The organism is Micromonospora lacuserhaii, from assembly GCF_036902735.1.
In the GTDB taxonomy this organism is placed as follows: Bacteria; Actinomycetota; Actinomycetes; order Mycobacteriales; family Micromonosporaceae; genus Micromonospora.
The window spans coordinates 77,465-103,246 of sequence record NZ_JBAKHO010000015.1 but is presented as its reverse complement, the minus strand read 5'-3'; the positions used below and the strand labels follow the sequence as shown (position 1 = coordinate 103,246).

27 protein-coding genes are annotated in these 25,782 nt (G+C 73.5%); 16 read left to right on the top strand and 11 right to left on the bottom strand.

The window, feature by feature from the left end; genetic code table 11:
* Window positions 1–66: 66 nt before the first annotated feature.
* Window positions 67–240, top strand: coding sequence for a CsbD family protein (locus V6U81_RS13355; RefSeq protein ID WP_334488739.1), 174 nt, complete (start codon window positions 67–69; stop codon window positions 238–240).
* Window positions 241–531: 291 nt separating this feature from the next.
* Window positions 532–1,029: a hypothetical protein gene (locus V6U81_RS13350; RefSeq protein WP_334488736.1), complete on the top strand. Its 498-nt coding sequence runs from the start codon at window positions 532–534 to the stop codon at window positions 1,027–1,029.
* Here V6U81_RS13350 and V6U81_RS13345 read toward each other — a convergent pair.
* From V6U81_RS13345 to V6U81_RS13330, 4 genes are all read right to left on the bottom strand, one after another.
* Window positions 1,007–1,681: a dihydrofolate reductase family protein gene (locus V6U81_RS13345; RefSeq protein ID WP_334488734.1), complete on the bottom strand. Its 675-nt coding sequence runs from the start codon at window positions 1,679–1,681 to the stop codon at window positions 1,007–1,009. The genes V6U81_RS13350 and V6U81_RS13345 overlap by 23 nt on opposite strands.
* A gap of 29 nt (window positions 1,682–1,710) precedes the next feature.
* Window positions 1,711–2,955 carry an RNA polymerase sigma factor gene (locus V6U81_RS13340; RefSeq protein WP_334488732.1) on the bottom strand — a complete coding sequence of 415 codons (1,245 nt, stop codon included), beginning with the start codon at window positions 2,953–2,955 and terminating at the stop codon, window positions 1,711–1,713.
* Window positions 2,952–3,311 (bottom strand): YciI family protein, encoded by a 360-nt coding sequence (locus tag V6U81_RS13335; protein WP_334488780.1) that lies wholly within the window; start codon window positions 3,309–3,311, stop codon window positions 2,952–2,954. Before V6U81_RS13335 ends, V6U81_RS13340 begins: the two co-directional genes overlap by 4 nt.
* A 109-nt stretch (window positions 3,312–3,420) precedes the next feature.
* Window positions 3,421–4,659, bottom strand: coding sequence for a DUF2786 domain-containing protein (locus V6U81_RS13330; protein WP_334488730.1), 1,239 nt, complete (start codon window positions 4,657–4,659; stop codon window positions 3,421–3,423).
* A 163-nt stretch (window positions 4,660–4,822) separates the two neighbouring features.
* Here V6U81_RS13330 and V6U81_RS13325 point away from each other — a divergent pair, with 163 nt between their 5' ends.
* Both V6U81_RS13325 and V6U81_RS13320 read left to right on the top strand, forming a co-directional pair.
* Complete coding sequence (locus V6U81_RS13325) at window positions 4,823–5,689, top strand: DUF3152 domain-containing protein (protein WP_334488727.1); 867 nt, start codon at window positions 4,823–4,825, stop codon at window positions 5,687–5,689.
* Window positions 5,690–5,796: 107 nt separating this feature from the next.
* The gene (locus V6U81_RS13320; RefSeq protein ID WP_334488724.1) at window positions 5,797–6,150 is read left to right on the top strand and encodes an STAS domain-containing protein; all 354 of its coding nucleotides are present in this window, start codon (window positions 5,797–5,799) and stop codon (window positions 6,148–6,150) included.
* A gap of 6 nt (window positions 6,151–6,156) precedes the next feature.
* Here V6U81_RS13320 and V6U81_RS13315 read toward each other — a convergent pair whose 3' ends face one another.
* Entirely contained in the window at window positions 6,157–6,921 is a 765-nt protein-coding gene (locus tag V6U81_RS13315; RefSeq protein ID WP_334488721.1) for a GAF and ANTAR domain-containing protein, read from the bottom strand.
* Window positions 6,922–7,082: 161 nt separating this feature from the next.
* Here V6U81_RS13315 and V6U81_RS13310 point away from each other — a divergent pair, with 161 nt between their 5' ends.
* The 3 genes from V6U81_RS13310 (at window position 7,083) to V6U81_RS13300 (ending at window position 9,506) form a co-directional block, all read left to right on the top strand.
* Window positions 7,083–7,748: a response regulator transcription factor gene (locus tag V6U81_RS13310; RefSeq protein ID WP_334488719.1), complete on the top strand. Its 666-nt coding sequence runs from the start codon at window positions 7,083–7,085 to the stop codon at window positions 7,746–7,748.
* Window positions 7,749–7,753: 5 nt separating this feature from the next.
* Window positions 7,754–8,941 (top strand): sensor histidine kinase, encoded by a 1,188-nt coding sequence (locus tag V6U81_RS13305; protein WP_334488716.1) that lies wholly within the window; start codon window positions 7,754–7,756, stop codon window positions 8,939–8,941.
* Between the two features lie 73 nt (window positions 8,942–9,014).
* Window positions 9,015–9,506 carry a DUF2231 domain-containing protein gene (locus tag V6U81_RS13300; RefSeq protein WP_334488713.1) on the top strand — a complete coding sequence of 164 codons (492 nt, stop codon included), beginning with the start codon at window positions 9,015–9,017 and terminating at the stop codon, window positions 9,504–9,506.
* A 3-nt stretch (window positions 9,507–9,509) separates the two neighbouring features.
* On the opposite strand, the gene V6U81_RS13295 is transcribed toward V6U81_RS13300, so the two are convergent.
* Together V6U81_RS13295 and V6U81_RS13290 are read right to left on the bottom strand one after the other, a co-directional pair.
* Window positions 9,510–10,697: a PP2C family protein-serine/threonine phosphatase gene (locus V6U81_RS13295; RefSeq protein ID WP_334488710.1), complete on the bottom strand. Its 1,188-nt coding sequence runs from the start codon at window positions 10,695–10,697 to the stop codon at window positions 9,510–9,512.
* A 75-nt stretch (window positions 10,698–10,772) separates the two neighbouring features.
* Window positions 10,773–11,048 carry an ATP-binding protein gene (locus V6U81_RS13290; RefSeq protein ID WP_334488708.1) on the bottom strand — a complete coding sequence of 92 codons (276 nt, stop codon included), beginning with the start codon at window positions 11,046–11,048 and terminating at the stop codon, window positions 10,773–10,775.
* 119 nt (window positions 11,049–11,167) lie between these two features.
* Here V6U81_RS13290 and V6U81_RS13285 point away from each other — a divergent pair, with 119 nt between their 5' ends.
* The 3 genes from V6U81_RS13285 to V6U81_RS13275 all read left to right on the top strand — a co-directional run bounded on the left by V6U81_RS13285 (window position 11,168) and on the right by V6U81_RS13275 (window position 13,134).
* Window positions 11,168–11,836, top strand: a complete 669-nt coding sequence (locus V6U81_RS13285) for a DUF1707 SHOCT-like domain-containing protein (protein ID WP_420884017.1) — start codon at window positions 11,168–11,170, stop codon at window positions 11,834–11,836.
* A gap of 81 nt (window positions 11,837–11,917) precedes the next feature.
* The gene (locus tag V6U81_RS13280) at window positions 11,918–12,769 is read left to right on the top strand and encodes an NAD-dependent epimerase/dehydratase family protein (protein WP_334488704.1); all 852 of its coding nucleotides are present in this window, start codon (window positions 11,918–11,920) and stop codon (window positions 12,767–12,769) included.
* 146 nt (window positions 12,770–12,915) lie between these two features.
* Window positions 12,916–13,134, top strand: a complete 219-nt coding sequence (locus V6U81_RS13275) for a hypothetical protein (RefSeq protein ID WP_334488702.1) — start codon at window positions 12,916–12,918, stop codon at window positions 13,132–13,134.
* 15 nt (window positions 13,135–13,149) lie between these two features.
* On the opposite strand, the gene V6U81_RS13270 is transcribed toward V6U81_RS13275, so the two are convergent.
* From V6U81_RS13270 to V6U81_RS13260, 3 genes are all read right to left on the bottom strand, one after another.
* Entirely contained in the window at window positions 13,150–14,148 is a 999-nt protein-coding gene (locus tag V6U81_RS13270; protein ID WP_334488699.1) for an ATP-binding protein, read from the bottom strand.
* 206 nt (window positions 14,149–14,354) lie between these two features.
* A complete protein-coding gene (gene ileS, locus V6U81_RS13265; RefSeq protein WP_334488697.1) occupies window positions 14,355–17,477 on the bottom strand; it encodes an isoleucine--tRNA ligase in 3,123 nt (1,040 codons plus the stop codon).
* Window positions 17,478–17,794: 317 nt separating this feature from the next.
* Window positions 17,795–18,565 carry an FkbM family methyltransferase gene (locus tag V6U81_RS13260; protein WP_334488695.1) on the bottom strand — a complete coding sequence of 257 codons (771 nt, stop codon included), beginning with the start codon at window positions 18,563–18,565 and terminating at the stop codon, window positions 17,795–17,797.
* Between the two features lie 114 nt (window positions 18,566–18,679).
* On the opposite strand from V6U81_RS13260, the gene V6U81_RS13255 reads away from it, so the two are divergent.
* The 5 genes from V6U81_RS13255 (at window position 18,680) to V6U81_RS13235 (ending at window position 22,471) form a co-directional block, all read left to right on the top strand.
* Window positions 18,680–19,288, top strand: a complete 609-nt coding sequence (locus tag V6U81_RS13255) for an ArsR/SmtB family transcription factor (RefSeq protein ID WP_334488692.1) — start codon at window positions 18,680–18,682, stop codon at window positions 19,286–19,288.
* 1 nt (window position 19,289) lies between these two features.
* Window positions 19,290–19,733, top strand: coding sequence for a DUF6069 family protein (locus V6U81_RS13250; RefSeq protein WP_334488690.1), 444 nt, complete (start codon window positions 19,290–19,292; stop codon window positions 19,731–19,733).
* A 109-nt stretch (window positions 19,734–19,842) separates the two neighbouring features.
* Complete coding sequence (locus V6U81_RS13245; protein WP_334488687.1) at window positions 19,843–20,601, top strand: SRPBCC family protein; 759 nt, start codon at window positions 19,843–19,845, stop codon at window positions 20,599–20,601.
* A 433-nt stretch (window positions 20,602–21,034) separates the two neighbouring features.
* A complete protein-coding gene (locus tag V6U81_RS13240) occupies window positions 21,035–21,208 on the top strand; it encodes a hypothetical protein (protein WP_334488684.1) in 174 nt (57 codons plus the stop codon).
* Between the two features lie 954 nt (window positions 21,209–22,162).
* Entirely contained in the window at window positions 22,163–22,471 is a 309-nt protein-coding gene (locus V6U81_RS13235) for a MerR family transcriptional regulator (protein ID WP_334488682.1), read from the top strand.
* A gap of 69 nt (window positions 22,472–22,540) precedes the next feature.
* Here the strand turns inward: V6U81_RS13235 and V6U81_RS13230 are convergent, their stop codons facing one another.
* Window positions 22,541–24,526 carry a SpoIIE family protein phosphatase gene (locus V6U81_RS13230; protein ID WP_334488679.1) on the bottom strand — a complete coding sequence of 662 codons (1,986 nt, stop codon included), beginning with the start codon at window positions 24,524–24,526 and terminating at the stop codon, window positions 22,541–22,543.
* A 372-nt stretch (window positions 24,527–24,898) separates the two neighbouring features.
* On the opposite strand from V6U81_RS13230, the gene V6U81_RS13225 reads away from it, so the two are divergent.
* Entirely contained in the window at window positions 24,899–25,714 is an 816-nt protein-coding gene (locus V6U81_RS13225) for a SigB/SigF/SigG family RNA polymerase sigma factor (protein ID WP_420884016.1), read from the top strand.
* Window positions 25,715–25,782: the final 68 nt, after the last annotated feature.

The following is a 25,782-nucleotide window of genomic DNA, read 5'->3' as shown; positions in this document are numbered from 1 at the left end:
GTGTTTCCCTGATCGGGCACGGGGGTACATCCGGGGCGTCGGAGGAACTGCTATCTGGAGGTTCGCATGGGCATCGACGACAAGATCGACAACGCGTCCGAGAACACCGCCGGCAAGGTCAAGGAAGGCCTCGGTCGGGCGACCGACGACGAGCGCCTCGAGGCCGAGGGTCGTAACGACCAGGCCAAGTCGAACCTGAAGCAGGCCGGCGAGAAGATCAAGGACGCCTTCAAGAGCTGACCTACGTCTTTCCGCCACGCCGGGCCGACATCACGTCGGCCCGGCGTGGCGTGCGCCCGGCCGGTCACCCCGTCCCGCCGCACCCGCCCGGCTGTCGCCCGGCGCCGGAGACAGCGGAGAGTGATCAGCCCGGGTTGCTGGGCCGCCCGGCACCGCGTCCGGCGAACCGCCGGGCTCGTTGCCCCCGACGACGCCCCGTCAGGACCCAGGTTCGCGGCGGGACGACCGGGCCTCGCTCCACGCCGACAAACGCCGTCCCCGCCGGACGGCCGACCACCGAACGGGGAACCGATGTTCCGCAGCTCCGCCAGCACGCTCGCCCTGGTGACCCTCGCCGCCCTCGCGGCCGGCTGCCAGAGCACCGGGAACGACCAGCCGCAGAGCGCCCCCGCCAGCGCCGGCGGCACCCCCACCGTCAGCGCCAGCGCCGCGCCGACCGTCAGCGCCTCCCCGTCCACCGCGAGCGCGGCGAACACCGCCTCGGTCTGCCGGGCCGTCGATCAGCTGATCATCGACGGCAGCCGGCGGATCGCCGACGACTCGGCGGCGGCGAACGCCCGACAGCTCACCCCCGAGCAGCTCAACGGCCAGCTCAAGGGCACTCTGGCCCGGCTCGCCGACGACATCCGCGACCAGGCCGCCCGGGCCCGGGACCCGCGGATCAGGAAGCTGGTGACCACGGCCGCCGAGCGGATCGACGCGGGCGCCGAGGCGACCAGCCCGGCGACGTGGATGGCGACCAGCTTCGTCGCCATCCCGCAGCAGCTCAGCCGCGACTGCCGGGTCTGACCGGCCCGTCGCCGCTGGGGCGGAGCACCCGGTACGTCACGTGCGTGACGGTCGGGCCGGCGACCACCGAGACCTGCTCCAGCCGCGGATCGCCCACCTCCTCGAAGAGGCGCCTTCCCGAGCCGAGCATGATCGGCACGATGTGCAGCTGGAGGGTGTCCAACAGCCCGGCGGCGAGGAACTGCCGCACCGTGCTGGCCCCGCCGGCCACCGACACTGCCTTGTCGCCGGCCACCTCCCGAGCCTGCCGCAGCGCCGACTCCACCCCGTGGGTGACGAAGCGGAACTCCGTCCCGCCCCGCATGGCCAGCGGCTCGCGCGGATGGTGGGTGAGCACGAAGACCGGCGTCCGCCACGGCGGTTCGTCACCCCACCAGCCGGTCCAGTCCAGGTCCCACGGCCCGTCACCGCCGCCGAACATCCCGCGGCCCATCACGTACGCCCCGATGTCCCGGGTCATCTCGTCGACCACCTCGGCGTCGACGTTCCGCTCCCCGCCGGGCAGCCCGTGCCGGTCCCGCCAACTGTCCACCTTGAAGAACCACTCGTGCAGGCGCAGCCCGCCCCGGCCCAGCGGGTCCTGGAGGCTCTGCTCCGGCCCGGCCACGTACCCGTCCAACGACATCGAGATCTGACAGCTCACTGTTCCCATGCCGGGTGGACTCCCGGCGGCGCCGAAACTCATCGGCCGGCACCGAGCCGGGCGGCCCGCAGTTCCAGGTACCGCCGCTCGGGCACGCTGGTGGTACGCCGGGCGGCCTCCCGGTACGCCTCCCGCGCCGCGTCCGTCTCCCCGGCCAGCTCCAGCAGGTGGGCCCGGACGGCGGCCAGCCGGTGGTGGCCGGCGACCCGTTCGTCCGCGTCCAGCGGGGCGAGCAGGGCGAGCCCGGCGCGGGGACCGTCCACCATGGCCACCGCGGCGGCCTGGTTGAGGGTGACCACCGGGTTCGGCGCGACCGCGGCGAGCACCCGGTAGAGCGCGACGATCTGCGGCCAGTCGGTCTCCGCCGTCGACGGCGCCTCGGCATGCACCGCGGCGATCGCCGCCTGGAGCTGGTACGGCCCCGGCGGCGACCAGGTCAGCGCCTCTGTCACCAGGGCCACCCCCTCGTCGATCGCCGCCCGGTCCCACCGGCCGCGGTCCTGCTCGGCCAGCGGGACCAGCTCCCCGTTCGGCCCGGTCCGCGCCGCCCGGTGGGCGTCGGTGAGGAGCATCAGCGCGAGCAGTCCGGCCACCTCGCCGTCGCCGGGCAGTGCCCGGCGCAGCTGCCGGGTCAGCCGGATCGCCTCGCCGGTCAGCTCGGCCCGGTGCAGCTGGGTGCCGCTCGACGCGGTGTAGCCCTCGTTGAAGATCAGGTAGAGCACCTGGAGCACCGCGCGCAGCCGCTCGTCCCGCTCGGCCGGCGAGGGCAGCGCGAAGCGTGCCCCGGCCGCCTCGATCCGCTGCTTGGCGCGGCGGATCCGCTGGCTCATCGTCGGCTCCGGCACCAGGTGCGCCGCGGCGATCTGCGCGGTGCTCAGCCCACCCACCGCCCGCAGGGTCAGCGCCACCTGCGCGGACCGGCCCAGCGCCGGATGGCAGCAGAGCAGCAGCAGGGTGAGGCTGTCGTCCTGCCCGGACGGTGCGTCGTCGGCGGGCGGGGCCACCGTGGCGTACGCCGGCTCGCGGAGCGCCACCGCGGCCTCGCGCTCCCGGCGGGCCCGCTCGCTGCGCCACTCGTCGGTCAGCCGTCGGCCCGCGACGGTGAGCAACCAGCCGCGCGGGTGCTCCGGCACGCCCTGCTCCGGCCAGCGGGTGGCCGCCGCGAGCAGCGCCTCCTGCACCGCGTCCTCGCAGGCGGAGAAGTTGCCGTGCCGGCGGACCAGGGTGCCGAGGACCTGCGGCGCCAGGGCGCGCAGCAGGTCCTCGACCGCCCGGCTGGTCACATCTCGGTCCCGGCCTGCTCCATCATCGGCCGCACCTCCAGCACGCCGAAGCCCATCCGGACGTCGGGCCAGCGGGCGGCGATCTCGGCGGCCCGCTCCGGGCTGTCGCAGTCGACGGTCAGGTAGCCGGCGAACTGCTCCTTGCTCTCCAGGAACGGCCCGTCGGTGACCTCCGTCCGGTCGCCGGCCAGCCGGACCGTCCGGGTCTGCGCCGGGTCGGCCAGCGCCTCGCCGCCGACCAGTTCCCCGGACGCGGTCAGCTCCGCCATGATCTCGTCGACCTCGCCGAAGAGGGCGGTGCGCTCCTGCTCGCTGAGCCCCTCGACGAAGCCGGGGCGGTTCCAGATCAGCAACATGTACTTCACGACGGTGCTCCTCGGGTCGGGCCACGGCGTGGCCTCTCAAGAGGGGATCGGCGCCGGCGCCGCGGATCCGACAGCCCCACCGGAGGATCTTCCCCCAGATTCAGCGCCGGCCGGTGACGGGCCGCGCCGGCCGCCCACCCGCCTGGAGCGAGGCCCGGTCGGCGGCGGAGGTGCCGGAGTGCCAGCCCTCGGCGTCCCGGACGGTCAGCCGGGCCCGGGTGAGCCCGGGGAAGAGGGTGTCCATCCGCTCGCGGACCGCGTCGGAGCGGGCGGCCAGCACGGGGAGCAGGCGCTCCGGCCCGGCGGCCTCAGCGGCCTGCCGGTTCGCCTCCTCGGTCGCGGACCGCAGCCGCTCGCCGATCCGCAGCGCGAACGCGTTGAGGAACGACTCGTCGTACGCCTTGGTGCGCCGGCCCGCCGCCTTCCGCTCGCTTCGGCCGCGCAGCATGGCGGTGGTGGCCTGGAGCAGCAGCGAGGTGTAGAGCAGCTCGACCGCCTCCAGGTCGCCCGCGAAGCCGAGCACGGTGGCGAAGCCGAGGTCGTCGGACCAGACCGCCTCGCACCGGTTCGCCGCCGCCACCTCCTGCACCAGCAGCGCCTTGGCCCCCGCGTACGGGGCCTCGGTGCCGAGCCGGACCCCGCCGGGCTGGTCGGGGCGTTCGGCGCTCGCCTCGACCAGCGCCCGGTCGAGGCTGTGCCGGGCGATGAGTTCCTGTGCCTTGCCGGTGAGCGCCTCCGCCTCGGCGGGGAAGGTGGTGGACTCGGCCTTGGCCAGCAACGCCCGGACCCGGTCCAGCATCCGCGACCCGCTCCGCCCGGCGGGCCCGCTCCGGACCGCCAACGCCGCGCCACTGCCGGGCGGCGGGCGCAGCACCGCGATCGGGGGCAGGCCGGCGAGCAGCGCCAGCACCTCGACCGCGTCGCGCAGCGCGGTGATCCGGTCCTCACCCTCCCGGGCCGCCCAGCGGGCCAGCCAGCCGGCGTCGTCGTCCCACCAGATCCGGGCGTCGAGGCTGTCGAGCTGTTCCGCCCACCACTGCGGCACCTCGCCGGTCTGCGCGCGACGCTGGGCGGCGAGCGCGTCCACCACGAGCCGGCCGGCGCGCGGGCCGAGGCGGCGGGACACGATCCGGGCCACGTCGACCGGCTGCCAGCCGCGCGGCCAGAGCCGGGACAGGGCGGCGACCAGGCGACCGAGCAGGGCGGCGTCCACCGCCGCCGCGCCGTCCGTGGCGCCGGTGCCGACCACGAGGCGGTCCAGCTTCCGCTCCGCGTCACGTACGTCGGTGCCGCGCACCGCCGCGACCGCGGCGGCGATGAGGGCGTCGGCGTCCGGCACGGGTGGTCCTTCCGAGAGGGATGACGGCCGGCAGGTGTCCGGATCGTCGGGAGTGTCTACCGGCCAACGGTACCGGGTGGGGAATCGGTGCCCGGATCACTCATCCGCGCGGGCTCCGCCCCCGTACTCCTGTCCGCAGTGACCGACCGGGACGGAGGCGAGAGTGGCGAGCCTGACCGTGAGCGGGGCGGCCGAGCGGGGCCGGCACCGGGGGCGCCGCCGGGCCGGCGGGCTTGCCGTGACGGTGGTGCTGGTCGTCGCGCTCGCGGCCGGTGGCGCCTGGGCCGCCCGCCGGGGCGGCGGCGACCTCGTCCAAGACCTGATCGGCGACATCCGCCGCGACCCGGCGAAGGGCCGCCCGGCGGCGGCCGCCGGGCCGGCCGCGCCCACCACCGTCCCCGGCGGGCCGTCGGCCCCTCCCGCCCCGCCGGCGCTGCGCTACCCCGAGCGGGGTACGGGCACCTGGCGGACCGCCACCGCCACCGGCAGGGTGGCCGGCCAGGAGGGGGAGCTGCTGCGCTACCGGGTGGCGGTGGAGGGCGGCATCGACGACGTGGACGTGGAACGGTTCGGCCGGGAGGTCGCCGTGGTGCTGGCCGACCGGCGGGGCTGGACGGCCGACGGCCGGTGGCGGCTGCAACGGGTCGGCCCGGACACCCCGGCCGACTTCACCGTGATGCTGACCACCCCGGTCACCCGGGGCGAGCTGTGCGGCGACCCCGCCGACCACTACACGTCCTGCCGCAACGGCGACCGGGTGGTGGTCAACGTGGCCCGCTGGGCGCGCGGGGTGCCCGGCTTCGGCGGCGACCTGGCCACCTACCGGTCGTACGTGCTCAACCACGAGGTGGGGCACCGGCTCGGCCGGGGTCACGAGCGCTGCCCGACGGCGGGCGGCCCGGCGCCGGTGATGCAGCAGCAGACCCTCGGCCTGCACGGCTGCCTGCCCAACGCCTGGCCGCAGGTGGACGGCGCGCCGCACGCCGGCCCGCCCGGCGAGTACGACGATCCGATCCCCCCGGAGGGCTGACCGGGGACCGTAGGTGCGTTTCACCGCGAGTGTCGTTAGGCTGGCCCGAGCCGATCTCCGCCTTCTGCTACGAGGGAACGAGGCCGGCCGACGCAGGGAGCAGCGAAGTGCACGCGGAAGGACCGCACCTTCAACCCTCGTCGACGACAGGTCTCCAGGTCACCCCGGTCCGAGTGGACGCCGGGCGGCTGCGGGTGCGGGTCGCCGGCGAGGTCGACCTGGCCACCGCCGGAGAGTTCCGGGACGGCCTGAACTCCGCTCTCGACGGGCTCACCGGCACCGTCGTCGAGGTGGACCTCGACGAGGTCCGGTTCCTCGACTCCTCCGGCATCCTCGTCCTGCTCAACGCCCACGCCCGCGCGGCCGGGCAGGACTGCCCGCTGATCGTGACCAATCCGCGGCCGGGCGTCCTGCGGGTCCTGGAGATCACCGGCGTGACCGCCCTGCTCGGCGTCGGCTGACCCGCCTCACCCGGACGCCGGCAGCTCCCCGGTCTCCACCAGCCGGTGGGCCACCTCGACCAGCTTCACGTTGCACCGCTGGCTCGCAGCCACCAGCCGCCCGAACGCCTGCTCGCCGGTGAGCCGGTGCCGTTCCATCAGGATCCCCTTGGCCTGGCCGATCAGGTCCCGCACGTCCAGTGCCCGGTTGAGCTGGGCGACCCGGCGCGCGTCGCCGATCGCGACGGCGGCATGGGTGGCGAGCAGCAGCCCGATCCCTTCCGACTCGGCGTCGAACGCGTGCGGCATCGGGGCGTACATGTTCAGCGCGCCGAAGCTGTCCCGGGCCAGGTAGAGCCGGACCGACATCATGCTGCCCACACCGAGGCCGGACGCCCGGGGGTTGAACTCCGGCCACCGGCCGCCGACGCCGGTGTCGGGCAGGTGGACGAGCCGCTCCGCCGCCAGGGCGGTGAGGCAGGGGCCCTGACCGGTCGCGTACTGGGCGTCGTCCACCTGGCGTACCAGGTCGTCGGTGGCCGCGGTGGTCCGCCAGCCGCGCCGTCCGGCCGGCTCGGTGATGCCGGCGTGCCGGGCGCCCGGCACGGTGTCGGCGGCGGCCCGGGCGACGGCCTCCAGGGTCTCCTCGACCGTGCCGGCCGACTGCAGCTCCCGGGCGAGCCGGGACAACCGGACGGCGAGCGGATCGATCCGGGTCACCTGGCCGGTGAAGGTGAGCGTCGGCTCAGCACCCGGTGCGGGAGGGGTGTCCAACTGGCTGTCGTGCGGCACGGCATCTCCTCCCCACTGGCTACGCGGGAGGCCGGCGGCGTTCCCGGTGTGGTTGCTGGCCAGTTCCGTACCCGCCACCGGCGTACGCCAATCCGGGGCGCGCGTCACCCCCGGGGCCCCGGATCGGCGGCGGCGGCCGCCGCCGGGTGAATACTGGCCGGGTGGAGAGCACCCCGCCCCGCCTCCTGCTGGTCGAGGACGATCCCGCGCTGGCCGGACTGCTCGCCGACCTCCTGCACGAGGAGGGCTACGCCGTGGACGTGGTCGGCGACGGGCACCGCGGCCTGCACCAGGGGCTGACCCGGGACTACCAGCTGATGGTGGTCGACCGGGGGCTGCCCGCCCTGGACGGGCTGGACCTCGTGGTCCGGCTGCGCGAGCACGGGGTGGGCTGTCCGATTCTCCTGCTCACCGCCCGGGGCGGCGTCGACGACCGGGTGGCCGGCCTCGACGCCGGCGCGGAGGACTACCTGGTCAAGCCGTTCGAGGTGCCCGAGCTGCTGGCCCGGCTGCGCGCCCTGCGCCGGCGCCACCCCGACGCCGCGCACTGGCTGCCGCTGGGCAGCCGCCGCCTCGACGTGACCAACCGCCGGGTGCTCGACGGCGCCGACGAGATCCCGCTCTCGGCCCGCGAGTTCGCGGTGCTGCGCGCGCTGGCCGGGCGGCCCACCCGGGTGTTCACCCGCGAGGAGCTGCTCCGGGCCGCGTTCACCGGTGCCGACGCGCCGGGCACCGTCGACGCCTGCGTCCACCACCTGCGCCGCAAGCTCGGCCGGGACACCGTCCGTACGGTGCACGGGCTCGGCTACCGGCTCGGTACGGCCTGACGCCGGTGGACGAGACGCGGCTGATCCGGGCCCGCCGGCGCAGCGTCGCCCAGACCGCCGGCGCGATCGGCGTCGTCCTGCTGCTGGTCGGCGCGTTGATGTTCGTGCTGACCAGCCGTCAGCAGTCCCAGGCCCTCGACGACGAGCTGGGCCAGGTCCTCGTCGCGGCGGAGGACGTCGACGACCCGCCGCCCGGCCAGTATCTGGCCCGGGAACGGCCGGGCGGCGGCACCGAGCTGACCCCGGGCGCCCCCGGGGCCCTGGCCGCGGTGCTCGTGCCGGCACTGGGCCGGCCGCCCGGCCGGTTCGACGCCACGGCGGGTGACGACCGGCCGGTCCGGGTGCTCGTCGGGCGGCACCCCGACGGCAGCCGATGGGCCGTGGCCGCCGATCTGCGACCGCTGCGCCGGGAACGCGACCAGCTGGTCGGCGTGCTGCTCCTGACCGAGCTGGCCGGGCTGGCCGGCGCGCTGGTGGCGGCCGCGTTGCTGGCCCGTCGGGCGGTGGCCCCGCTGGCCGCCGCGCTGACCCTGCAGCGCCGCTTCGTCGCCGACGCCTCGCACGAGCTGCGCACCCCGCTGACCGTGCTGCACACCCGGGCGCAGCTGCTGGCCCGGAAGGGGCGTACCGAGCCGGCGGGGCGGCTCACCGACCAGCTGGACCAGCTGGTGACCGAGACCCGGGCCCTCGGCGAGGTGGTGGAGGATCTGCTCGTCTCGGCGGCGGCCGAGCACCAGCCGCTCCCGGAGACCGTGGTGGACCTGGCCGGGATCGCCCGCGAGGTGGTGACCAGCATGTCCCTGTACACGCGGGGGCGGCAGGTCGAGCTGGTGCTGGCCGTCGACGGGCCGGCCGAGGTGCGTGGGACGCGTACCGCGCTGCGACGGGCGGTGACCGCCCTGGTGGACAACGCGGTCGGCCACGTCCCCGCCGGCGGCCACGTACGGGTCAGCGTGCGCGCCGAGGGCGGCCGGGTGCGGGCCGAGGTGGCCGACGACGGGGTGGGGCTGGACCCGGCCGACACGGACCGGCTCTTCGACCGTTTCGCGCACGGGCGCTCCGGTGCCGGCCGCCGCTTCGGGCTGGGCCTCGCGTTGGTGCAGCACGTCGCGCGGGCGCACCACGGATCGGTCGAGGTGGCCGGGGCGCCGGGCGAGGGCGCGACGTTCACGCTGGTGCTGCCGTCCGCCTGAGGGAGGCGCAAGAAATTCGCAAGGAACGGTGGGCACGGTGGCCGCGGAGAAGGACCGACACCGAGGAGAGAACGTGCCCGACACCGTCAACGGCCTGCCCGTGCACCCGCTCGTGGTCCACGCCGTGGTCGTACTGCTGCCCCTGGCCGCGCTCGGCGTGATCGCCCTCGCCGTCCGGCCGTCCTGGCGGGGACGCTTCGGTCTCCTCGTGGTGCTGGCGGCGGCGCTGGCCACCGCGGCGATCCCGCTGGCCACCGAGAGCGGTGAGAGCCTGGAGCGCCGGGTCGGCGACCCGGGCCGGCACGCCGAACTCGGCGACACGGTGCTCTGGTTCGCCCTGCCGCTGCTGGCCGTCGCGGTCGCCCTGTTCTGGCTGCACCGGCGGGCCGCCCGCCCGACCGGCGAGCCCGGGTCGTCCCGGCCGGGCGCGCTGGGTGTGGTGGTCGCGGTGCTGGCCGTGCTGATCGGGGTGGCCAACCTGGTGCAGGTGTACCGGGTCGGCGAGTCCGGCGCGAAGGCCGTCTGGAGTGACACCCCGGCGCAGGCGACCAGCCAGGGGCGCTGAGGCTCAGTCCGGCGGGCCCTGCCAGCGGACCAGCAGCACGGTCGCGTCGTCGCGCAGCTTGTCGTCCTGGTACGCGAGGATGGCGTGCACCAGGCGCCGGGCGGTCTCCGGCAGCGGCAGGTCGTCGGCGAGCGCCTTCACGGTGAAGTCGATCAGCCGGTCGACGCCGAACGGCTCGCCCTCGACGGAGCGCGCCTCGATGATCCCGTCGGTGTAGAAGAGCACGTCGTCACCGGGCTCCAGCGCCTCCTCGATCACCACCGGGGCCCGCAAGTCGCCGAGGGTGACCGGCAGCGCCGTGGGGGTGGGCAGCACACTGGCGACCTTTCCCCGGCGCAGCACCAGCCCGCTCGGGTGCCCGGCGGAGATCACCCGCAGCCGGCCGGTGCGCTGGTCGAGCTCGGCCAGCACGCCGGTGATCATGCCCCGCCGGTCGTGCCCGCGCACGGTGGTGTCGATGTGGTGGTAGGTGGCGGCCAGGTCCATGCCGCTCCGACGGGCGTTGCGGTACGCGGCCAGCGCCAGGCTGGCCAGCATCACCGCCCGCATGCCGCCCTGCGAGCCGTGCCCGACCGCGTCGAAGAGCGCGAGGTGGGCGGTGTCCCCGTTGACCGCGTAGTCGAAGGCGTCGCCGCCGACGTCGTAGCTGGGCTCCAGCACTCCGCTGATGGTCATCCGGCCGGTGGAGAAGGTCAGCGGCGGCAACTGGGCGCGGAGCATCTCGGCGGCCAGCCGCATCGGCGCCCGCCGGCGGACCCGTTCGACGCTGTCGCTGTAGAGCGCCCGGGTGACGACGAGCTCGGCGAGGAGCGACGCGGCCGTCTCGAACCTGGAGTAGTGCTCCTCCGCCACCGGCTCCGCGGAGATCACTTCGACGACGCCCATCCGCTCCAGGCCGTCGAGGAGCGGCACCCAGAGCCGGGCCGCGCCCGGCTCGCCCTCGGCCGGGAAGGGCCGCATCAACCCGTACGCCCGGCCGGCGAGCGTGCCATCCACGGCGATCACGTCCCGCTCGGGCGTCTCGTCGTCCCGCATCGGCAGCAGTTCCCGCTGCTCGTGGTCGACCAGGTAGAGGACCACGTCGGTGGCGCCGAGCTCGACCGCCGCCTGCCGGGCCAGCAGGGGCAGGTCCTCCGGGCGGGCGTGGTGGGCTCGGTTCAGCAGCCCGCGTAGCGCTTCCCGCTCGCTCATCTCGCCTCCGTCTCCGGCCTTCGCGGGCGGTTCGGCCACCAGCCGGGCCGGAAGGGCGGCGGGTGGGTGGGGCGGTCAGCGCCGGGGGAAGGCGGCCCAGATGTTCTTGGTGCACTCGCTGGCGTACCAGCCCACGTCGAGGGAGACCGCCATGGCGATCTGGAGTCCCCGGCCGCCGGCGCCGAGCGGGCGGGTGTGGGCCAGCTCCGGGATGGTGCTCAGGTCGTGGTCGGCGACGTCCAGGACGAACCGGTCGTCGTCGCTCATCAGCCGGACGATGGTGGGCGGCCGGCCGTGCTTCAGCGCGTTGGTGGCCAGCTCCGTGGCGACCAGGAGGACCAGCTCGGGCACCTCGCCGGCGGCCCGGTCACCGGCAGCAGGACCCGTGCCGGGTCGGACCGGACGTCCGGAGCCGCGACCGGCTCGAACAGGGGGTCCCGGCGGTGCGTGATTGTTCTACGCTCGTCCATGTGAGCGAGCTGCTTCCCGAACCGCTGCACCCGTCGCGGCTGCGCGCCTCCAACGCGGACCGGGAGCGGGTCGCGGCGGTGCTGCGCGAGGCCGCCGGGGAGGGCCGGTTGGACCTGCACGAGCTGGACGAGCGGCTGGCCCGGCTCTACGCCGCCCGGACGTACGCCGAGCTGGAGCCCCTGACGTACGACCTGCCGGCGGTCGGGGCGCCGCCGGTCCCGGTGCCGATGGTGGCGTCGCACGACGGCCTGGCCCCGGTCTCGACCGGCGGCGTGGCGGTGATGAGCCGCTTCGAGCGCACCGGCCGGTGGAGCGTGGGGCGGGAGTTCGGCTGCGTCGCGTTCTGGGGCGGTGGGCTGGTGGACCTCCGGGATGCGGTCTTCGTCGCGGGCGGGGTGCACATCCGGGCGATCGCGATCATGGGCGGCATCGAGATCTGGGTGCCGGAGGACGCCACGGTGCACGTGACGGGGCTGGGCATCATGGGCGGCTTCGACCACGCCGCGGCCGGTGCCGGCGCTCCGGGCGCCCCGACCGTCACCGTCGGCGGGCTGGCGTTCTGGGGTGGGGTGTCGATCGAGCGACGGCCCTCCGACCGGGAGGCCCGGCTGCGCAAGCTGGAGAAGAAGCGCAGGAAGCTGGAGAACCGGTCGTCGTTCGACGAGTGATCGACTTCTCCCGGCGGGCCCGGGTGCGCGGCGTGGCCATCGGGTAAGGGACGGAGCAGCCCCGATGAAGGAGGTACGCCCATGACCCGCGTCGCGGTCACCGGAGGCAGCGGCAAGCTCGGCCGGGCCGTCGTCGGCGAGCTGGTCGACCAGGGGTACGAGGTGGTGAACCTCGACCAGGTGCCGTCCACCGAGCCGCGCTGCCCGTTCACCCGGATCGACCTGGGCGACTACGGGCAGGTGCGGGAGGCGTTCACCGGGATCGACAGCCGGTACTCCGGGCTCGACGCGGTGGTGCACCTGGCCGCCATCCCGGGGCCGGGGGTCACCGGGAACGCGGCCACCTTCACCCACAACATCACCGCGACGTACCACGTCTTCGCGGCGGCCAGGGCGGCCGGCATCCGCAACGTGGTGTGGGCGTCCAGCGAGACGCTGCTGGGCCTGCCCTTCGACACGCCGCCGCCGTACCTGCCGGTGGACGAGGAGTACCCGGCCCGGCCGGAGACCTCGTACGCGCTGGCCAAGCACCTGGAAGAGCAGATGGTGGCCCAGTTCTGCCGCTGGGACCCCGAGCTCAAGGCGATCGGGCTGCGCTTCTCCAACGTGATGGAGCCCGACGACTACGCGGCCTTTCCCGGCTACGACGCCGACCCCCGGTTGCGGATGTGGAACCTGTGGGGCTACATCGACGCCCGGGACGGGGCGCAGGCCGTGCGCCGGGCGCTGGAGCACCGGGCCACCGGGATGGACGTCTTCGTCATCGCCAACGCCGACACCGTGATGAGCCGGCCCACCGCCGAGTTGGTCGCCGAGGTCTTCCCCGACGTCCCGGTCCGCGGGGAGCTGTCCGGCAATGCCACGCTGCTCTCCATCGACAAGGCCCGCCGGGTGCTGGGCTACGAACCCCGGCACGGCTGGCGGGAGCGGTAGGGGCGCGCCGAACGGTGACCCTGGTCACTCGGAGTGGCCGCAGCGCCGGAAGCGGTCCGGCTACTGAGCGTGATTGGCCGGCGGACGGCGCTGGTCTGGGCTACCGGGCGGTGTCGACCTGGGGTCAGTTGAGATACCGTCGGCCTGTGATCGTCGAGGAACACTGGTGGAACGGGGACGCGTCGTCCCGAGGGCGACGCGACGTGTACATCCGCACCGATGGGCGGCGCTGGGAGGTGCAGGCCCAGATCGGCGGCACCTACGGCCGGTCGAAGGTGCAGGAGTGCCCGAGCCGTAGCGCGGCGAGCATCCTCGCCGGGGCCTGGCGCGGAGGTAATCCGGGCTGGCGGGAACTGCCCAGCTGAGCGGGGCCGCCCGGGTCAGGCGGTGGGTCCGCGGTGGGTGGTCGCGGGCGGGAAATACAGCCGTACGCTGGTGCGGCTCCGGTCGGTGTGTGTGGTGACCACGTCGGCGAGCTGGCGGGCCAGCCAGAGACCCCGACCGCCCGCCTTCCCGGCCCGGTCCGGGTGGCGGTAGCCGGCCGCCGGTGGGATCCGCCGGCCACCGGCGTCGTCGACCTGCGCGATCAGGGTGTCCCGGTGACTCCAGCAGCGCAGCCGGACCGGAAGTGCGCCATGGACGAGGGCGTTCGTGGCGACCTCGGTGACGGCGACGACGAGATCCCCGATCGCCTCGACGTCGAACGACCGCTCGTGCGCCCAGGCGCGCAGCACCCCGCGGAGCGGGGCGAGCTCGTCGAGGCTGGTGAGGCCGACGTCGAGCTCCACCACCGGCGGGGTCGGCTCCAACGGCACCTCGGCGCGCACCGCGAGGTAGTCCGTGGTGGCGAGGAAGGCGGCGTTCGGCACCCGACCGGTCTCGGTGAGTTCGTGGCTGTGCAGGCTCCGGACACCCTCGATGACGAGCGTCGGGTGCCGGCGGCTGTCCCACAGACAGGTGACCGGGCAGTCGTACCCGGCGTACGCGTCCGCGCAGGCCGACTCGTACGACAGGTGCGCGGCGGCCCGGTCGGGGGAGCCGGGGTGGGCGTCGGTGACCACGTCGGGTTCCGTGATCACGTGGACCGGGTTGCCGCTGGCGTGCTGTGCGGCGAGATACCGGCGAAGCCCCTCGTACGCCAGGCCCAGCCGCACCCCGAAGGTGTCGTGCCCGCCCCACTCCAGCCGGTCCGCCAGCGCCCCTAGGCTCGCCCGGACCAGCCTCTCGACCTGCCCGCCGACGACGAGGAGCACCCGCTCCTGGGCGTCGAGCGAGCGACGCAGGTACGGGATCAGCCGGGTCCGCACAGTGTCGTCCGAGTCGACGATCAGCGCGGTGTGGACGAACGGGTCCGACGCCGGGACGACGTGACCCGGCATCAGCGCGCCGCCACCGTGAGCGGGGCCCGGGGGAAAGGCGGTTCGGTCACGTGACACACGCCTTCCGAGGTGATCGCGGCGGCCGTATCGGGGTGGCCGCCCGCTCGGGCGCACAGGCCCGTTGGCCGAGCGTAGCGCGCCTGGTCGCGGACCGCTGGCTGTGCGTGGCGCCCCGGCCCGCACGGGGCCGGGGCGCCATCGGCACGTCAGGCCCGGCGGATCCAGAACGTCAGGCCGAGCGACTCGTCGGTGAACGGCTCCGGGTCGGCCCACGACGGCTCCCCGTCGGCGCAGTCCGCCGCCAGCACCTCCTCGGCCACCAGTTCCCGGTGCTCGGCGAGGGCCAGCGCGGTCTCCTCCCGGCTCGCCCGGTAGCGCAGCACGATCCGGTCGGTCACCTCGAGGCCGCTGCTCTTGCGGGCTTCCTGGATCTGCCGGATGGCGTCCCGGGCCACGCCGGCCCGGCGCAGCTCGGGGGTGAGGTGCAGGTCCAGCGCCAGGGTGGCGCCGGCGTCGCTGGTGACCGCCCAGCCCTCCCGGGGCGTCTCGACGACCACCACCTCGTCCGGGCCGAGGGTGACGGCCTCGTCGCCCACCAGCACGGTCGCGGACCCGGACTCCCGCAGGGAGTCCTTGAGGGCGGCGGCGTCCGTCGCGGCGATGGCCGCGGCCACCTGCTGCACCGCCTTGCCGAACCGCTTGCCGAGGGTACGGAAGTTGGCCTTGGCGGTGGTGTCCACCAGCGAGCCGCCGGCCGCGCCGACCGAGGTGACCGAGCCGACGTTCAGCTCGGCGGCGATCTCGGCCAGCAGGTCCGCGGGCAGCTCCTCGAAGCCGTTGGCCGAGGCCAGCGCGCGGGCGAGCGGCTGGCGGACCTTCATCCCCGAGTCGGCCCGGGCCGCCCGGCCCAGCTCGACCAGCCGGCGGGCGACCGCCATCTGCCGGGACAGCGCCGGGTCGATCAGCGACTCGTCGGCGACCGGGTACGTGGCCAGGTGCACCGACTGCGGCGCGCCCGGGGTCACCAGCACGACCATGTCCTGCCAGACCCGCTCGGTGATGAACGGGGTGAGCGGGGCGAGCAGCAGGGTGACGGTGTGCAGGGCCTCGTGCAGGGTGGCCAGGGCCGCCCGGTCGCCCCGCCAGAACCGCCGCCGGCTGCGCCGGACGTACCAGTTGGACAGGTCGTCGATGAAGGCGGCGAGCAGCCGGCCCGCCTGGTGCGTGTCGAACCCGGCCATCGCGGCGTCGACCTGCTGCACCAGCGTGTTCAGCTCGGAGAGCACCCACCGGTCGAGCACCGGCCGGTCGGCCGGCGCCGGGTCCTCGGCCGACGGGGTCCAACCGGCGGTCCGGCCGTACAGGGTCTGGAAGGCGACCGTGTTCCAGTAGGTCAGCAGGATCTTGCGGACCACCTCCTGGAGCGCGGTGTGCCCGACCCGCCGGGCCGACCAGGGGGAGCCGACGGCGGCCATGAACCAGCGCACCGCGTCCGCGCCGTGCTGGTCCATCAGCGGGATCGGCTCCAGGATGTTGCCGAGGTGCTTGGACATCTTCCGGCCGTCCTCGGCCAGGATGTGGCCGAGGCAGACCACGTTCTCGTACGACGACCGGTCGAACACCAGCGTGCCGATCGCCATCAGGGTGTAGAACCAGCCCCGGGTCTGGTCGATCGCCTCGGAGATGAACTGGGCGGGGTAGCGCTCGACGAACAGCTCTTGGTTGCGGTACGGGTAGCCGAACTGGGCGAACGGCATGGAACCCGAGTCGTACCAGGCGTCGATCACCTCGGGCACCCGGCGGGCCTCGGCGCCGCAGTGGCAGGCGAAGGTCACGTCGTCGATGAACGGCCGGTGCGGGTCGAGCCCGGTCACGTCGGAGCCGGTCAGCTCGCTCAGCTCGGCCAGCGAGCCGACGCAGGTCAGGTGCTCGTTCGGGCAGCGCCAGATCGGCAGGGGGGTGCCCCAGTAGCGCCGCCGGGACAGCGCCCAGTCGACGTTGTTGTTGAGCCAGTCGCCGTACCGGCCGTGCTTGACGGTGGCCGGGTGCCAGGTGGTGCGCTCGTTTTCGCGCAGCAGGGCGTCGCGGACGGCGGTGGTCCGCACGTACCAGGAGGGCTGGGCGTAGTAGATCAGCGCGGTGTGGCAGCGCCAGCAGTGCGGGTAGCTGTGCTCGTACGGGACGTTGCGGAAGAGCAGCCCACGGGCGGCGAGGTCCTCGACGAGCGGCCGGTCGGCGTCCTTGAAGAACAGCCCGCCGACCAGCGGGACCTCCGGGGCGAACCGACCGTTGGTCTGCACCGGGTTCACCATCGGCAGCCCGTACGCCCGGCAGCTGGCCAGGTCGTCCGCGCCGAAGGCGGGCGCCTGGTGGACCAGGCCGGAGCCGGTGTCGGTGGTGACGAACGGCGCGAGGATCACGATGTGCGCGTCGTCGATCTCGACCAGGTCGAACGGGGCGCGGTAGCTCCAGCGCTCCAGCTCCTTGCCGGTGAACGTCTCGCCGGTGAGGTCCCAGCCCTCGCCGAGCGCCTGGGCCAGCAGCGGCTCCGCCACGACCAGCTGCTCGTTGCCGTCGGTGGCCACCACGTACGTCACATCCGGGTGGACGGCGACCGCGACGTTCGACGGCAGGGTCCACGGGGTGGTGGTCCAGACCAGCAGGGAGGCGCGGTCGGCCAGCGGGCCGGAGGTGAGCGGGAACCGGACGTATACCGACGGGTCGACGACCGTCTCGTACCCCTGGGCCACCTCGTGGTCGGAGAGGCCGGTCTCGTCCCGCGGGCACCACGGCGTGACCCGGAAGTCCTCGACCAGCAGGCCCTTGTCGAAGATCTGCTTGAGCGACCACCAGACGGACTCGATGTACTCCGGGTCCATGGTCCGGTAGGCGTCGTCCATGTCGACCCAGTAGCCCATCCGCTCGGTGAGCCGGGCGAACGCGTCGGTGTGCCGGGTGACCGACTCGCGGCAGCGGGCGTTGAACTCCGCGATGCCGAACTTCTCGATGTCCTGCTTGCCGGAGAAGCCGAGTTCCTTCTCGACGGCGAGCTCCACCGGCAGGCCGTGGCAGTCCCAGCCGGCCTTCCGGGCGACGTGGAAGCCCTTCATCGTCTTGTAGCGCGGGAAGACGTCCTTGAAGACGCGCGCCTCGATGTGGTGGGCGCCGGGCATGCCGTTGGCGGTTGGCGGCCCCTCGTAGAAGACCCACTCCGGGCGGCCCTGGGACTGCTCCAGGCTGCGCGCGAAGATGCTGTTGGCGTGCCAGAAGTGCAGGACGTCGTGCTCGAGCCCGGGTAGATCGACCTGGGTCGGTACGCTGCGGTACATCGCTCCTCCGTCGGATGCATGTGCGGTTGCTCCGGCGGAGGGACGAGGCCAGCGGCCCCGCGGTACCACCCTCCTTGGCCGCGTACGGCCCTCTCGTTTCAGGTGCGGTCGGTTCTACTCGGCCTCGGGCCTTTCCTCCGACGGCTCCGGGGTGATCTTCCCGCCGCGCAACACCCCCGGGCTTCCACCGCCCCCGGGTCGCTCCTGGCTGCGTGCTGCGGTACTCGTCCCCATCTGCGCCTTGCGGTCGCATCTTAACGCAGCCGCAGGCGCGGCGACCACGCGGAATCCGTTTCCCCGGCGTGCCGCCCCGCCGGTCACGGCCGGCAGTAGACGTCGCCCGAGTTGACCTCGTGGGGCAGCGCGGCCAGGTACGCCGCCACGCGCGCGGCCGACGACCAGCCCGGGAGGTCGAAGCGCATCTCGTCACCGAGCGCGACGGTGAAGCGGTGGAATCCGAGGGCGACGGCCCGGTCGAGGCAGCGCCGGGCCGCGGTGCGCTCGATGGTGGTGAACTCGAAGGAGAGCGCGGGCAGGGTACGGCCGAGCCCGGCCAGCACCTCGTCCTCGAAGCCCTCGACATCGATCTTGGTGAAGGCCGGTACGCCGTACTCCTCGATCAGCGAGTCGAGGGTGACCGAGGTGACGGCGAGGTCGACGTCCCAGGTTTCGTCCTCCCACCCGCCGGCGCCCTCGGCCGCGCGGAGGAAGTGCGCCGAGGCGGTGGAGACCGTGGGGTTGGCGGAGTTCACGTGCAGCCGCACCACGCCGACTCGCGCGCCACAGGCCGCCTCGACCACGGTCACCCGGTCGTCGCCGGCGTAGAGGGCGCGCAGCGCGCGGGCGCAGAGCGGTTGCGGTTCCAGGGCCACGACCCGCCCGCCCAGCCGACGGAAGCTGCGGACCCGGTCGCCGACGTGTGCCCCGACGTCGAGGACCAGGTCGCCGGCCCGGACGAACGGGGCGTAGAACGCGTCCATGGCCGCCGCCCGGGCGGGGTCGCCGTAGGCGAGATCGAGGGACCGGCGCAGGACGGCGGTGGCCGGATCGGCCTTGAGCGCCGCGACTGTGGCCTTTCGGTCGTACACCCGCGAACCATAACTTTTCTCATTACAAGGGGCGCCTGATTCGACCCTGCTCCAAGGGAAACCGAAAGTTAGATTTGTCTTGACAAGAAAAGTTGTCGGTGCGAGAGTCAAGGCATGTTCGACATCGCAGTGATCGAGGATCCGGCGGCGGCCGAGGCGTCGCTGGACCCGATGCGAGCCCGGCTGCTGGCCGCTCTCGCCGAACCCGCCTCGGCCACGATGCTCGCCGCCCGCGTCGGCCTGCCCCGGCAGAAGGTCAACTACCACCTCCGGGCCCTGGAGCAGCACGGCCTGATCGAGCTGGTGGAGGAGCGCCGCAAGGGCAACGTCACCGAGCGGGTCATGCGGGCCACCGCGGCGTCGTACGTGATCTCGCCCGCCGCCCTCGCCGCCGTACGGCCCGATCCGTCGTCGTCGCCCGACCGGCTCTCGGCGCGCTGGCTGCTCGCCGTCGCCGCCCGGCTCGTGCAGGACGTCGGCGCGCTCATCACCGGCGCCGACCGGGCGAGGAAGCCGGTGGCGACCTTCGCCGTCGACGCCACCGTCCGGTTCGCCTCGGCGCGGGACCGGGCGGCATTCGCCGAGGAGTTGGCGTCCACGGTCGCCGCCCTGGTCGGTCGCTACCACGACGAGCGGGCCCCGGGCGGCCGCGAGCACCGGGTGATCCTCGCCCTGCACCCCAGCGTCAACCCCACCACCGGCACCGAGTCCGAGGAGTCCTGAGATGACCGCCGTGAACAGCCCGAACATCGTCCGGACCGCGCCGCTGGGCGTCACCTCCCGGCACCGCCGGCAGCGCGCCTGGTCCGTGGGCGCCGCCGTGGCGGCGAACAGCCTGCTCTACCTGGTCGCCCGTGCGGCCGGCACCGACTTCCGGCTCACCGACCCCGGCGCCACCGAGGCGCACCAGCTGATCCTGCCGGAGATCGCCGTCTTCAGCCTGCTCTTCGCGCTGCTCGGTTGGGGCACCCTCGCGCTGCTGGAGCGCTTCACCCGGCACGCCCGGGTGGTGTGGAGCGGGCTGGCCGGGCTGGTGCTGGCGGCCTCCTTCGTCCCGATCTTCATCGAACAGGCCACCGTGGACACCCGGATCATGCTCTGCCTGCTGCACCTCGTGGTGGCCGCCGCGCTGCTGCCGATGCTGCGCCGGCCCGCAGTTGTCCGCTGACCCGCACAACGCGCCGCCCCGCGCGGTGGCCCCCTGCCGGCGGTCGTCCCGTACCGCCGGCGACCCGATCAGACCACGACCAGACCACAGACACCGGAAGGACACCACCATGGGACACCACTTCGAGCTGCACAAGGACGTCGAGCTGGCCGCCACCCCCGAGCAGGTGTGGGAGGCGATCGCCACCGGACCGGGCATCGACTCCTGGTTCATGGGGCGCAGCGAGGTGGAGCCGCGCGAGGGCGGACGGGCCCGGCTGACGATGGCCGGCCAGGTCGACGAGGCGACGGTCACCGGGTGGGAGCCCGGCAAGCGGCTCGCCCAGCGCAGCGAGACCGGCCCGGACGGCTCCTTCATGGCCATCGAGTACCTCATCGAGGGCCGTGACCAGGGCGGCACCGTGCTGCGGATGGTCCAGAGCGGCGTCCTCGGCGACAACTGGGAGACCGAGTACGAGGCGATGAAGGTCGGTTGGGACATGTACCTGGGGACGCTTGCGGCCTACCTGGCGCACTTCCCCGGCCGGGCCGGCGCCCCGGTCACGGTGTTCCGGCCGGCCGTCGGTGGCCCGGAGCGGGCCTGGGCGGCGGTGACCGGCGCCTTCGGCATCACCGGCCCGGTCACCGAGGGGCAGCCCGTCCGGCTCACCGTCGACGGCCTGCCGCCGATCGAGGGCGTCGTCGACCTCGCCGGCCTGCCGACCTACCTCGGGGTCCGCACCGACGACGCGCTCTACCGGTTCCTGCACTCCGGCGCCGAGCGGGGCGACGCCCTGGTCCTCGGGCACCACGTCTTCGCCGCCGACCAGGAGCCGGCCCGTACCCAGCAGGCCTGGCAGGACTGGGTGGACGCGCTGCCCCTCGGCTGAGCCCGGATGCGCGACCGACACACCGGAGCGGCCCCTCCCCGTCCTGGGGAGGGGTCGCTTCCGCCGACAGTTCGCTCGCGGATCGGCGTCGGTGCGGGAGAGCCTGTCGTTACCGGTGCTGCCCGGCTCTGACTGCGGTGATGGTGCTGATCAAGGCCGCGGGGCGTACGGTGGGCATGTCGCCCGGGTCTCCGGTGGCCGCCAGATGCCGTCGCCACCAGCCCGCACGGGGCGTTGAGCGACCGTCATCCCCATTCGGACACCGTGCTCGTCCTGAGGCTGATCGCCGACCATGTCCCGGCCGCAGGATTCCCCGGCCACCGCAGGCACCGGTTCGCCACGGCCTCGGCGGACGGCGGTGGGATCCGAGCGGCCCGTCCACACCGCCGTCCGTGAGCACGACCGTCCCGGACAACGTCCCAAAGGAGCACCGATGAGGATCGCCAAGCACCGGATCGTCGCCGTCCTACGCGAACGCGGCCAGCCGGCCCGAGCCGACTGGGTCGAGCGCGAACTGCCGGACCGGGTGGACCCGGCCAAGCACGTCGGGCTGCTCGCCACCCTGCGTCTCGACCCGGCCGACCTGGCCGACGCGCCGTCTTCGTGACGGTGGCGCTGCTCGGACCGGTCGCCTGACGGACACCCGCACCACTACCGCCCCTGAGAGCGGGTGGCCGGCCTGCTCGCCGGAGGGCGGGCGGGCCGTGGTGGGGACGTGACGCTCTTCGCGACGCTGGACTTCGTCACCTCGTCATCCTGGACGGTGTGTGGGCAGTTCGACCTGATGCACAACCACCTCGACTGGTTGCGCCGGCCTTCGCCGAGCACTGCCACGCTCCGCTGCTCACCACGGCTTCGCCGTTCGCCCGTGACGCCGGCCCCGGGCCGGTCATCTTCGGCCGGATCCATTCCCACGGGGCATCCCCACCGCCGTCGAGATCGCCCGCCGCGCCGGCCGGCCGCCCGCTGACCATCTGCGGCATCGTGCCGGACGAGCGGTACCTCGCCGAACAGGTGGTCCCGCACATCGACGGCGACGGGGTCGCCGTTCTGAAATCGGCGCCCCGCGCGGCAGCGCTTCGGCGCGGCTGCCCTGATCGCCGCGATGGTGGAATCCCGTCGCCCCCATCCCGTGCTGAGCCTGCCGACTGACGCCCAGAAAATCTATTGCCAAAGAACTAGATATCCTCGGAGACGCGAGGTAGCCTTCTTCACGTCGAGAGCAGAGAACCAAAGACGTGGACGATCGCTCGGCCGTGAGGTCACGACGGGCGCGGAACGATACGAGTAGCACGCAGCAAGGACAGCGAAGTAAGAGGAAAGGGAGGGCCGTACACCGTTGGATCGCCCGTCCTCGGCCGTCATCTCAGGCCGGGCGGACACCGCAGTTTCCATCGAACGAGAGGTGGTCTCCGGTCACGCATATGCGATCCCCGCATCCGACGCCGTCACATCTGGCGGGCGCGGATACGACAAGCCGACGCTCCTGTCGGCACATGGTGTTCTGACCCGTAACCCTGGGCCCCGGCGCGAGCGCCGGGGCCCTCGACGTGGAGGTGACATGGGGCAGAACCCCGATGACATGTTCGGCGACGAGGACTACCCCGCCTACACCATCGGCCAGGCGGCCGAGATGCTCGGCACCTCGCAGGAGTTCCTGCGACGCCTGGACGAGGCGAAACTGATCGACCCGCAGCGCTCCACCGGCGGCCATCGCCGCTACTCGCGCTACCAGCTGCGCCTGGCCGCCCGGGCCCGCGAGATGGTCGATCAGGGCACGGCCCTGGAGGCCGCCTGTCGGATCATCATTCTGGAGGACCAGCTCGAAGAAGCTCTTCGACGAAACGAGGAGCTGCAGCAACGCGACTGACCCCCTGCCCTCTCCACCGCCGGGCTCCCGCCCCCCGGGACGCCGGCATCGCGACGATCCGAGCGCAGGTCAGGCCAGCGTCGAGGCCCCGTCCTCGTGCGGCGTCGGACGCACGATCAGGTGTTCCAGTCCGGTCAGCATCAACACCGCATGAGCGGGGCTGTCGGGTGCCGCGGCGACCCGCAGCTGCGCCAGGTCCGCCGCGAGGTCGTGGAGGAGTTGCACGCCGGCACTGCTGAGGTGGCTGACGGCGGTGACGTCGACGGTCAGGGGAAGGCCCCCGCCTCGGCTGGCCTGCATGATCGCGGCACGGAGCGACGGCGAGGTGGCCATGTCCACCGGGCCGCGCACCGCAAGGGTCCGGCTGGCCGGTGCGTCGACGACGTGAGTCGTCATCTCATCGGCGGGGCGGCCCTGGACGCGACGGATCACCGGATGTGCGGCGCTGGCCACGGTGGTCGGATATCCGAGTCGGTAGCGCATGCCCACGGTGGTGCCGCTCTCGGCGTACTGAACCTCCAGGTGATCCACCAGGCCGCGGATCATCGCCAGGCCCCGACCGCGTCCGCCGGGGTCGGGCGCAGGGGGGCGCCACCGCCCCCGGTCGGCGCAGGTGAGGTGAACGACGCCGTGGCTGTCCAGGACGGCGTCCACCGAGAACACCTCGTTGCTGTGGGCCGGGTGGGCGTGCTCGATGGCGTTGCCGGCGGCTTCTCCCACCGCGTGGAGAAGATCGCTGACAGCTGGTTCGCCCGCGCCGAGGGTGCTCAGCCAATGGGTGATCTCCCGGCGCAGCGAGCGCAGTGCCGCAGGATCGGCGGGCAGGGTGAGGTGCATGGGTGGGACGGGTTCCGGCAGAAGGTACGCGGCCAGGAGTGTGGTGTCGTCGCGGTAACCGCCGTCGGCGAGGGTGAGGCGTTCGGCGACGAGGGTGCAGAGGCGCTCGGGCAGCCGCTCGGGAAGGGTGGTGTCGTCGCTGACGGCATCGCGCAGCGCGGCAGCCGCAGCGGCGGCCAGGGTGCGCGCGCCGTCGTCCAAGCTGCGGTGCGGTCGTTCGATCAGGCCGTCGGTGTACAGCAGCACGAGCTCGCCGGGTGCGAGCCGCATGGTGTGAACGGTGGCGGGGCCGGAGTTCGTGCCGAGTGGAGCGGCGGGAACCACGGGCACGAAGGTGGCATCACCTCCGGCCTTGGTCAGCAGCGGTGGCGGATGGGCGTGGCTGGCCACCTGCATGATGCCGGTGTCGGGATTGAGCACGGCGATGCAGGTGGTGGCCGCGCGAGTGGCATTGGAGTGGGCGGCGAACTCGTTGAGGACGGCGAGGGTCTGGGACAGGCCACTGCCGGCCTGCAGCGCTTGAAGCGCGACGGTGCGTAGTTGGCCCATGGCGGCAGCGGCGGGGGCGCCGTGTCCGACGACATCGCCCACGGCCAGCGCGATGCTGCCGTCGGGCAGGGGGACGGCATCGAACCAGTCGCCGCCGGCGACGAGGTCGCTGTTGGCGACCAGGTAGTGGGCGGCGACTTGAACGTGGGGCAGGACGGGCAGGACCTCGGGCAGCAGGCTGCGTTGCAGTTCGAGGATCAGGCGCGCCGCGTGCTGGTAGCGGCGTTCGGAGGTGGTGGCGGCGGACTCGGCGGCGCGCCGGGCGGCCACCACGTCGGTCGCGTCGACCGCCTGCACGATCACCCCTCGAATCGTGCCCTCGGGGTCCTGCCACGGGGCGATGTCGAAGGTGTAGAACGCCTCCTCCAAACTCCCGTCCCCGTCGCGGTCGGTGAGGATCCGCTGCTCGTAGCCCTGCGTGCGGATTCCGTGCAATGCCTGGTCGAGGAGTTCGAAGATCTGTTGGCCGGCAAGTTCCGGCACCGCCTGCTTGAACGGCTCACCGAACAGGTCGCTGCGGTTGCCGACGGCGGCACGCACCTCGGGATTCGCCGCCACCACCCTCAGGTCAGGGCCCTCGAAGACCCAGACGAATCCCGGGAGCTGCTCGAAGGCAGCCAGCGCCTTCCGAGGGTCGCCAGAGCTCCAGCGTGCATCCGGTTCTGCCATTCCCGCGCTGCCCCTCACCTGGCCTGAGAAGGGCCACATGTTGCCATACCCATCTCAGTTGCACACCAATCCACCGTCACGCCCGTGCCCTCTCGTGGCCGTGACTGCCGACCGCGGGTCAGCTACGGCGAACCCCACCACGTCGGGCACGAGCCCCAGGTGCGTTGTCAGAGACGTTGATCCTCGCCTTTCGGCGCACCGTCGCCAGCCTCAAGATGGTGACCGCCATCCAGCGAGAGCCTGGCAAGCACCGCCGACGCCTGGCCGACATCATCCTTTCGGCTAGGTTTCTGGCGACTAATGGCCTAGTCTCGGTTAAGACGTTGGCGCCGGCGAGGTGCAGCGCTGCCGGTGCGAAGCGGAGGAAAAGGCATGATCACCACGACTACTGACAGGCCCGCCCAGACAGACGTTCGCGCTCGGCACGATGCGGGGGCAGACTCTCCTGCCACGCAGCTCCTTCTCGCGATGTCGGCGCTCCCCGCCGACCACCCGTCGCGTGCCGCGGTTCGTGATCGTGCGATCGAGGCCTGGCTGCCGCTGGCCAACCACCTGGCGCGGCGTTACAGCGGTCGCGGCGAGCCGACCGGCGATCTGATCCAGACCGCGGCGGTGGGGCTGATCAAGGCGATCGACAAGTTCGACCCCTCGCGCGGTGTCGACTTCGCCGGCTACGCGATCCCCACCATCGTGGGCGAGCTGAAGCGGCACTTCCGCGACCGCACCTGGGACATCCGGGTGCCCCGCCGGCTGCAGGAGCTGCGGTTGGCGATCTCGGATGCCAACGGCGCCCTGTCGCAGAGCCTCGGCCGCTCGCCGACGGTCGCGGACATCGCCGCCCACCTCAAGCTCACCGAGGAAGAGGTGCTGGAGGGTCTGGAGGGTGCCCGCGCGTACAACGCGGTGTCGCTGTCCACCCCGGTAGGCGACGGTGAACGGGCCACCGAGCTGGGCGACATGCTGGGCGGTGAGGACGAGGAACTCGCCCTGGCCGAGCTGCGGGTGGCCCTCGGTCCGGCGCTGGCCACCCTCGACGCGCGTGAGCAGAAGATCCTCACCCTGCGCTTCTACGGCAACCAGACGCAGAGCGAGATCGCCGAGCAGGTCGGCGTATCCCAGATGCACGTGTCCCGGCTGCTGGCCCGCGCGCTGGCCAAGCTGCGCACGCAGTTGGTCGACTCCTACTGATCCGCACTCGGCCGCCATGGTGGTCGCGTCCGGTCAGGTGATCTGCCGGGACCTGCTGGCCTACCTCA

What these genes read in the sequence shown, in the direction of transcription:
- V6U81_RS13355 (WP_334488739.1), top strand. Translation starts at nt 67, where the DNA reads ATGGGCATCGACGACAAGATCGACAACGCGTCCGAGAACACCGCCGGC.
- V6U81_RS13350 (WP_334488736.1), top strand. Translation starts at nt 532, where the DNA reads ATGTTCCGCAGCTCCGCCAGCACGCTCGCCCTGGTGACCCTCGCCGCC.
- V6U81_RS13345 (WP_334488734.1), bottom strand. Translation starts at nt 1,681, where the DNA reads ATGGGAACAGTGAGCTGTCAGATCTCGATGTCGTTGGACGGGTACGTG.
- V6U81_RS13335 (WP_334488780.1), bottom strand. Translation starts at nt 3,311, where the DNA reads ATGTTGCTGATCTGGAACCGCCCCGGCTTCGTCGAGGGGCTCAGCGAG.
- V6U81_RS13295 (WP_334488710.1), bottom strand. Translation starts at nt 10,697, where the DNA reads ATGAGCGAGCGGGAAGCGCTACGCGGGCTGCTGAACCGAGCCCACCAC.
- V6U81_RS13280 (WP_334488704.1), top strand. Translation starts at nt 11,918, where the DNA reads ATGACCCGCGTCGCGGTCACCGGAGGCAGCGGCAAGCTCGGCCGGGCC.
- V6U81_RS13270 (WP_334488699.1), bottom strand. Translation starts at nt 14,148, where the DNA reads ATGCCGGGTCACGTCGTCCCGGCGTCGGACCCGTTCGTCCACACCGCG.
- ileS (WP_334488697.1), bottom strand. Translation starts at nt 17,477, where the DNA reads ATGTACCGCAGCGTACCGACCCAGGTCGATCTACCCGGGCTCGAGCAC.
- V6U81_RS13255 (WP_334488692.1), top strand. Translation starts at nt 18,680, where the DNA reads ATGTTCGACATCGCAGTGATCGAGGATCCGGCGGCGGCCGAGGCGTCG.
- V6U81_RS13250 (WP_334488690.1), top strand. Translation starts at nt 19,290, where the DNA reads ATGACCGCCGTGAACAGCCCGAACATCGTCCGGACCGCGCCGCTGGGC.
- V6U81_RS13245 (WP_334488687.1), top strand. Translation starts at nt 19,843, where the DNA reads ATGGGACACCACTTCGAGCTGCACAAGGACGTCGAGCTGGCCGCCACC.
- V6U81_RS13240 (WP_334488684.1), top strand. Translation starts at nt 21,035, where the DNA reads ATGAGGATCGCCAAGCACCGGATCGTCGCCGTCCTACGCGAACGCGGC.
- V6U81_RS13235 (WP_334488682.1), top strand. Translation starts at nt 22,163, where the DNA reads ATGGGGCAGAACCCCGATGACATGTTCGGCGACGAGGACTACCCCGCC.
- V6U81_RS13230 (WP_334488679.1), bottom strand. Translation starts at nt 24,526, where the DNA reads ATGGCAGAACCGGATGCACGCTGGAGCTCTGGCGACCCTCGGAAGGCG.
- V6U81_RS13225 (WP_420884016.1), top strand. Translation starts at nt 24,899, where the DNA reads ATGATCACCACGACTACTGACAGGCCCGCCCAGACAGACGTTCGCGCT.